The organism is Allobosea sp. 01N443, from assembly GCF_056399325.1.
In genome coordinates this window covers 1-7,454 of sequence record NZ_JBFTRC010000243.1, presented here as the reverse complement: position 1 = coordinate 7,454, position 7,454 = coordinate 1, and the positions used below count along the sequence as shown (strand labels likewise).

Below are 7,454 nucleotides of genomic sequence, written 5' to 3'. Positions count from 1 at the left end.
GAGCGCAGCGACAGCAAGGACCAGATTCTCGAACTCGATCTCAACCGGGTCTATTTCGGCGCCGGTGCCTATGGTGTCGAGGCCGCGGCGCAGCGCTAGTTTGGCAAGTCGGCCCGCAACCTGTCGCTGTCGGAAGCCGCCCTRCTGGCCGGCCTCGTCCAGTCCCCCTCGCGCCTGGCCCCCAGCCGCAACCGGGAAGCCGCACAGGCCCGCGCCGAACGCGTCATCGCGGCGATGAAGGAGCTCGGCTTCATCACCCCCGACATGGCCAGCACGGCTCTTGGCGCACCGGCGCAGATCGTGCGTCCCAAGGCGGCCGGCTCCGCCAATTATGCCGCCGACTACGTGATGGAAGCGCTCGACGACACCGTCGGCGCCATCGATTCCGACATCGTGGTCTCGACCACCCTCGAGCCAGCCCTGCAGGCGGCGGCCGAGCGGGTGCTCGTGGACGAACTCGACGCCAAGGGCCAGAAATTCAATGTGAGCCAGGGCGCCTTCGTGGCGATGCGGCCGGACGGGGCCGTGACAGCGCTGGTGGGTGGCCGCAACTACGAGACGAGCCAGTTCAACCGGGCGACCTCCGCCCGCCGCCAGCCGGGCTCGGCCTTCAAGCCCTTCGTCTATCTGACGGCGCTCGAGCGGGGGCTTCGCCCCGACACCGTGCGCTCGGATTCGCCGGTCAACATCAACGGCTGGAAGCCCGAGAACTATGACCGCGGCTATCGCGGGCCGATCACCCTGCGCAATGCTCTCGCCCTCTCCCTCAACACGGTGGCGGTGAAACTCACCATGGAGGTCGGTCCTCAGTCCGTCGTGCAAACGGCACAGCGCCTCGGCATTGCCTCGCCGCTCCAGGCCGACCCCACGATCGCGCTCGGAACCTCCGAAGTCACGCCGCTCGAGCTCGTCGGCGCCTATGCCAGCTTCGCCAACGGGGGCTTCGGGGTCGTGCCCTACGTGATCACCGAGGTGAAGGCTGCGGATGGCAAGCCGATCTTCAGCCGCCCGGCGCCGGACGATGCGGGCCGGATCATCGATCCAGGCACCGATGCGATGATGAACGCGATGCTGCACAACGTCTTCGTCATCGGCACGGCCCAAAGGGCGCGGATGCCCGGCTGGCCCATGGCCGGCAAGAGCGGCACCACCAACGACTACAAGGACGCCTGGTTCGTGGGCTTCACCGGCAATCTGGTTGCCGGCGTCTGGCTCGGCAACGACGACAGCACACCCACCAAGGGCGTATCCGGCGGCAACCTGCCGACCGATATCTGGCACAATTTCATGAAGATCGCCCTCAAGGACCAGAAGCCGGTCGGCCTGGCGGGCGTGGCCGGCGCCGGACAGGATCCGCGCTACGCCAATGAAAGCGGCAAGGGCCAACCCCGGCAGCGCACCAAGCGCCAGAAGAATTTCTTCGAGAGGCTGTTCGGGCTCTGAGGTCCAGTCGTTCGGCCCAGAGCTGAGCCCGTTGTTGTCACGGGGCCGCTCCGAGGCTGCGCCAGGAGCAGACTCTGGCTGGTGGCCTGGAAGCAGAGATTGCAAATCGTCTCGCCTGAATTCCGTTCGCGACCCATCTGGGACTGCGGGGAGGTCCGCTTTCTGTCGGGCCGATTGACCCGAAAGGAGAGGCCGAGATTGGACCGTCCGCTTGCCGGCGGATTTCCCGAAAAGCGGGATGATCTTGGGAGCGGCTGTTGCCAGTTGTGTTACTTCGTCGGCTGAGAGCGCGCGGTGAGCTTGTTTCCGTCCGGATCGCGAAGGTAGGCGACGAAGGCTCCGTTCGGGCGCTCGCTGGGTGGGCTCTCGATCGCCGTCCCACCATGCGTGGTGCCGGCCTTATGCCACGCGAGAACATGGTCACGGCTCGCAGCGGCGATACCGATAGTCCCACCGTTGGCCGCGGTCGCTGGATTGCCGTCGATCGGCTTCGTGATCATCAGCCGACCGCCCTTGTGGGCATAGATCAGCCGGCCTCTGGCATCTATCTCGCCAGGCTCGCCTCCTAACGCGGCGAATGTGGCGTCGTAGAAATCTCTAGCCCGCTCCAGGTCGTTGCTGCCGATCATGACATGAGTGAACATGCTTCTATCTCCAAAGAGGGCCTGTGCGAGATAGTCGCGCGCGGTCCGCAAGCGCCCCCCAGAATGCCGTCGCGGCACAGGCGATCGTGGGACTTAGGAGGCTCGGTGAGCTAGCGCGAGCTCGCGGCCATGGCCCGACCATTCGTCGGCCGGGCCATGGCCCTCCATTCGTCAGAACATGTGGAAAGGTGGCTTGGCGTCGTCTGGCAGGAGCGCCTTATAGGGCGTCCGGACCAGGCGCTCCTCGAAGTCGGCCTTGGCCTTTTCCAGCAATCCCGGTTCGACGAGCACGTCCGCGGCTACGCCCGCCATGACCTTCGCAACGTGAACCATGCCCTTGTGCGCCAGCGGCGATTGACCATGGGCCGTCAACTGCCAGGAATGCCCCGGCGTGCCGATCGTATACGTCGCGCCCCGCGCCTGTACCGTCGGCACGGCCCAGGAGACATCACCGACATCGGTCGAGCCCATCATACGCGGCCCCGGCACCTCCTTGGGTGCGATCGCGTTGCACAGGGGAAAATCCGTCACCGGCAATCCCGAGCGGCGAAATGCGCTTTCGATATGCGCGGGCGTCACGCTCTTCTGCATGCGCCTGGCGAAGGCGACGTCGTCTGCATCGAACGGAGGCGGGCCAAGCCGATCGAAATTGCGCTGCATGGCATCCTCCAGGGGCGTGTTCRCCAGCAAGCTGCTCATCGCGCTGACGACTTCGCTGGTGACCGTGGTCTCCGTCATCAGTGCCGCTCCTTCGGCGATTTTCCGGACCCGGGCGAGGAGTTCATGGACCTGGGAGACCATCGTCGCCCGCACGACATATCGGAGCTTGGCCTTGGCTTGGACAACGTTCGGCGCGATGCCGCCTGCTTCGAGATACGCGTAGTGGATGCGCGCATCGCTCGGCATGTGCTCGCGCATGTAGTTGACGCCGACATTCATCAACTCGGCGGCGTCGAGCGCTGAACGGCCGAGATGCGGAGAAGCGGCGGCATGGCTGGCGCGCCCGGAAAACTCGAAGTCGATCGTCGTGTTGGCCAGGGATAAGGCTGCCGTCACCGCCGCAAAATCCGCGGGATGCCAGGAAATCGCGATGTCGACGTCCTTGAAGGCGCCCTCCTTGACCATGAACGCCTTGCCTGCCCCACCTTCTTCCGCCGGGCAGCCATAGTAGCGGACGCGGCCCTTGAGCCCACGCTCCGCGAGGAAATCCTTGACCGCCGCGGCCGCCAGCATGGCGCCGGCCCCCAGCAGGTTATGGCCGCAGCCATGGCCGGCCGGCTGGTCCGGAAGCGGTTGATGCTCGGACATGCCGGGGGCTTGCGAGAGCTCAGGCAGCGCGTCGTACTCGCCGAGGATGGCGATCACCGGGCCGTCCTCTCCCGCCTCGCCCATGACGGCGGTCGGCAATCCGGCGATGCTCGTCTCCACGCGAAATCCCTCGCGCCGAAGCTGCTCGGCGTGGGCCGCAGCCGACTTGACCTCGCGGTAGTTGAGTTCGGGCATTTCAAAGACGCGGTCGCTCAACTCGATGTAGTCCGCCTGCTTTGAATCGACGATCGTCCAAATCTTATCGGTATTCTGCACAGCCTTCTCCCGAGATTGCATTCGCGCCATAGAGGCCGCTGAAGGCCGCCGTCATCCGCAATCGCCGGATATCGACAGCCCCAGCCTTCGGGAGGCTACTACAAGGCGAACGGCAGAATGGCCGAATTTTACTCAGAAGAATCGGCAATTATTGCAGACTGATCGACGTTTGCTTGTGCGCTTCGAAATTCGCGATGCTTGCCTTTGTCCGTTCGTCCAACGACGGAGTCGGCTTTGCGCCCCAAGGCCTAGCCGTGAGCACGGCTAACGGAGCTTGGCGATCCCGATGCCATCGCGTTTCGCGCTGTCGATGGTTTCTTCGCTGTGGGTCATCGCTTTCGAAATCGAGTGGCAAGGCGGATCGTCTCCAAACCCCCTTACGCCCCCTGGGGGATATTCCTGTCGGGCTCGCGCGCAGAGACCGCCGGTGCTTGCCGAACGCAAGTGCAGGAGCCAATCATTCTCTGATCTCGCTTCTGATGCTAGGCATGCAAACATGCTCCGGTCGATCCAACAGCTTCGGGACAGCTCCGCGGTGGGCGCGCTGCTTGCCGATGGCGAAGAGCAATTGACGCTGATGGGCGGCGGCTCCGAATACCGCATGCCGTGGCATTGGCACGACTGCCTGATGATATTCCTGCCGCATGTCGGAGCGGTCGATTTCCGCGACGAGTCCAGACAATCCGGCGCCTGGCTGAGCGAGGACCGTTTCGTCGTCGTTCCGCCGGGCCTCGCGCACCAGACCTCGGCAGCCCGGCMGGTCCATCGCCATGTGGCGATCTACGCTGCAGATGGACAACTGGCGAAGATCGAGGCCCGCATCGGCTCATTGCATCGTGTGCGCGGCAAGCTCGGACGAACAGGCTTTTTCCCAATGACGTCCGAGATCCGGTCGCTTCGCGGGCTGTGCCAGAGTGGGCAGGCCGATGACGCCGTTGCGCAGGTCACGCGCAGCCACCTCGCTGCGGCATTGCTGATCAATTGCCTCGCGCAGATCGAGCGAAGCGATGAACTGTCCGGCGCGCGCCCGGAGGGTCATGGCGAGATGCTGGTTTCGGAGATCAGGTCGTTCATCAGCCAGAACGCCAGCAAGGACCTGCCGCTCGACCTCATCGCCGACAGGTTCGGCTTGTCCAGACGCCATGCAACACGCTTGTTCCGCGACAAGACAGGCTTCTCGATCGCCACCTTCCAGGACCATGAGCGGATCAGGCAGGCGCAGGAGCTGCTGGTCGAGACCACGCTTCCCATTGGCGAGATCGCCTGGCGCGTCGGCTTCGAATCCGGCTCCGCCCTGGCGCGGGCGATGAAGCGCCTGACCGGCCTGACACCCACGACCGCGCGGCGGGACCTGGCCCGATCCGACAAGTCTTGAGGCCCGCTCGGTCGCGCGAGGGCCGCCCCGCCCCTTATCCTGGCGGGATGCTTCAAGAGCCAGGGGAGGACATGCGATGCAGGGCGCTCAACCAACAGACTTCGTCATTGGTTCGGATCTGACGCAGACATTTCCGGTCGGCTCCGGGACTGCCGCCGTCGACGCCGTCGCGCCGTCCATGACGCGATCKGGGCTGCAACGATGAACGACATCAGGCTTGTCAACGTCTTCACCCATAGGGGAAGCGGCGGGAATCCTTGCCCGATCGCGATCGATGCGTCGGGATGGCCCGACGAAAGAATGCAGGCGGAGGCCCAGCGCTTCGGCCACGAATCCGGCTTCGTCCTGCCAGGCTCCAGTGCCGATTTCGATTATGCCTTCCGCTTCTGGGTGCCGCGCCACGAGATGGAAATGTGCGGGCACGCCACGATCGGCGCGCTGTGGTGCCTCGCCATGGCTGGCAGGCTCCAGGCCGATCAGCTGCGCATCGAGACGCGCAGCGGGCCGGTGACCGGCTATGTCGATCTGACGGATCCCGATGACCCGTCGGTCGAGATCAGCCAGCCGGCCGGCAAGGTCGTCGACCTGACAGCGGCCGAGGAGGAGGAGGTTCTGGCGACCCTCAACCTCTCGCGCCGTGATCTCCTCGACCTTCCCATCCAGAATGCGGTGACATCGCGCGTCAAGACGCTCATCCCCATGAAAAGCACCGCGCTTCTGAATGGCCTCTCGTTGAACATGAGGCGGACGGAAGACTGCTGCGGGCGCATCGGCTCCACGGGCCTGTATCCCTACGCGATCGAGGATCGGGGCGCGCGGCGTTTCGAGGCGCGGCAATTCCCGAAATCCTCAGGCTATCCCGAGGATGCAGCAACCGGMATCGCGGCTGCGGCCCTGGCCTTCGGCTTGCTCAGGAACGGGCTGGTGGGTCGCGACAGCCAGCGCATCACCATTCTTCAAGGGCGGGCCATGGGTTCCCTGTCCGAGATCGGCGTGCGCCTGGGATTTGCCGATGACAGGCCGGTCGGCTGTCTTCTTGGAGGCTCCGTCAAGCCAGCGGAACCGCACGAATGGCATCAGGGCAGCGAGCGCTTTGCCGTCTAGGGGTTTCGCGCCGACGCTTCTCCTGGTCGAGCCCCCTATCGCGCCTGATCGCGGCCCTGCCGTGGCTCGACTGCGGCGATAGAGGCGTCGCGCGAGGGGCCGGGCTGGTCGCGGCAGAGCTCGACCAGCCCTGCCCGGTCGCCGGCCTCGAACGCTGCGATCATCGCCCCCTGCCCGGCGCAGGCCTGCGCCAGATGGGCCGGTTTGCTGCCGTGTTCGATCGGTCGCGATTGGCGCGAAATGGCAAGACGGGCAGGCTGTCCACGCACGAAATGCCCGCCGCGGGACTCGCGGGCCGATTCGTCCGCGATTGCGTGCTGCAGCGAGCCGGAGCGCTCACGCAGGAGCCGGCACGGCAGGGGACAAGCAGCAATGTCAGGCGCAACGGCGCGCGATCTCGCCTTTCCGCAGTCTGCCGACACAGTCTCCTGCGCGACGGTTCTCAGGATCGACAGCAGGTGGCCCCCGCGCCAGGCCAGGGGGGCAAGCCCTATGCCGGATTGCGCCGCGAAGGCCGCAGCCCTATCCCGGCAGTATCGGGGCGTCCCTCCCTTGCAAGGCGTTCAGAACGTTCTCCGTACCGGACAATTGTCTGGCTTGGACGGACTGGTGTCGTCGACTTCCACGCGAGACTGAGACCATGGCTGCTGTTTCAACGACCGACGAGCTCGAGGTTGCATCCGGGATGCTCCATCGGTTCTCCATGCTGATCGAGGACGGTCTGACGAGGAGGCTGTCGGGCTGGCTCTCGTCCGGCGGTGCGTGGCACGATTTCGTCCAAGGTCTGGAGGCCGCCGGCTATCGTCCCGCGCTGCTGGCTCTCGGCATTGCAGCGGTTTGCCTGATTGCCGCTGTCGCAACGGCAGCTTTTGCCAGCGCGATCATCGGCAAAGTGAAGGYCCGGCCGCTTCTGTTCGGGGCCGCCTGGTTTGCGGCCGCCTTGCTCGCGGTGCTGGCGGCCTGGGTCCTGCTCCTCGGTCTCATCTCCGATACGGTGCTCCGCCGCGCCTTGCTCAACTGCGTCGTGATCTCGGCCGTGGCGACAATGATCTGTTTCCCGCTGGCCACCGGTCGCAGGTCGATCTTCTGGCCTTGGCGACGCGATCTCGCGGTCGCCATCGGCATCGCGGCCGGCGRCCTGGTGGTCCTTGCCTGTCTGCGCATATGGAATGCGGCCGATCCGCTACGCGATCTCTTCGCGACATTCGCGGTGTCCTTGCCGTTCACCATTCTGGTCGCAGCCGCGTATCTTCGTCATCGCGGGCTGGTGACCAGGGTTCTGTCATTCGGCAGCGGGGCAGGAT

General features: G+C 65.3%; 6 protein-coding genes and 1 pseudogene. 4 read left to right on the top strand and 3 right to left on the bottom strand.

Features of this window, described 5'->3' with window-relative positions; all coding sequences use genetic code 11:
- Nucleotides 1-1,443 (top strand): annotated as a pseudogene (locus tag AC1DRP_RS33130) (transglycosylase domain-containing protein); the annotation flags it as partial.
- A gap of 269 nt (nucleotides 1,444-1,712) precedes the next feature.
- Here AC1DRP_RS33130 and AC1DRP_RS33125 read toward each other — a convergent pair.
- Together AC1DRP_RS33125 and AC1DRP_RS33120 are read right to left on the bottom strand one after the other, a co-directional pair.
- Nucleotides 1,713-2,087, bottom strand: a complete 375-nt coding sequence (locus tag AC1DRP_RS33125) for a VOC family protein (protein WP_441508292.1) — start codon at nucleotides 2,085-2,087, stop codon at nucleotides 1,713-1,715.
- A gap of 171 nt (nucleotides 2,088-2,258) precedes the next feature.
- Nucleotides 2,259-3,671 carry a M20 family metallopeptidase gene (locus tag AC1DRP_RS33120; RefSeq protein WP_476770745.1) on the bottom strand — a complete coding sequence of 471 codons (1,413 nt, stop codon included), beginning with the start codon at nucleotides 3,669-3,671 and terminating at the stop codon, nucleotides 2,259-2,261.
- 496 nt (nucleotides 3,672-4,167) lie between these two features.
- On the opposite strand from AC1DRP_RS33120, the gene AC1DRP_RS33115 reads away from it, so the two are divergent.
- Complete coding sequence (locus tag AC1DRP_RS33115) at nucleotides 4,168-5,046, top strand: helix-turn-helix domain-containing protein (protein WP_476770744.1); 879 nt, start codon at nucleotides 4,168-4,170, stop codon at nucleotides 5,044-5,046.
- A gap of 201 nt (nucleotides 5,047-5,247) precedes the next feature.
- On the top strand, nucleotides 5,248-6,150 hold the full coding sequence (locus tag AC1DRP_RS33110; RefSeq protein WP_476770743.1) for a PhzF family phenazine biosynthesis protein: 903 nt from the start codon (nucleotides 5,248-5,250) through the stop codon (nucleotides 6,148-6,150).
- A 35-nt stretch (nucleotides 6,151-6,185) separates the two neighbouring features.
- Here the strand turns inward: AC1DRP_RS33110 and AC1DRP_RS33105 are convergent, their stop codons facing one another.
- Nucleotides 6,186-6,419 (bottom strand): hypothetical protein, encoded by a 234-nt coding sequence (locus tag AC1DRP_RS33105; protein ID WP_441493829.1) that lies wholly within the window; start codon nucleotides 6,417-6,419, stop codon nucleotides 6,186-6,188.
- 371 nt (nucleotides 6,420-6,790) lie between these two features.
- Between AC1DRP_RS33105 and AC1DRP_RS33100 the strand changes: the two genes are divergently transcribed.
- On the top strand, nucleotides 6,791-7,454 hold a 664-nt coding region (locus tag AC1DRP_RS33100), incomplete at its 3' end, for a hypothetical protein (RefSeq protein WP_476770742.1).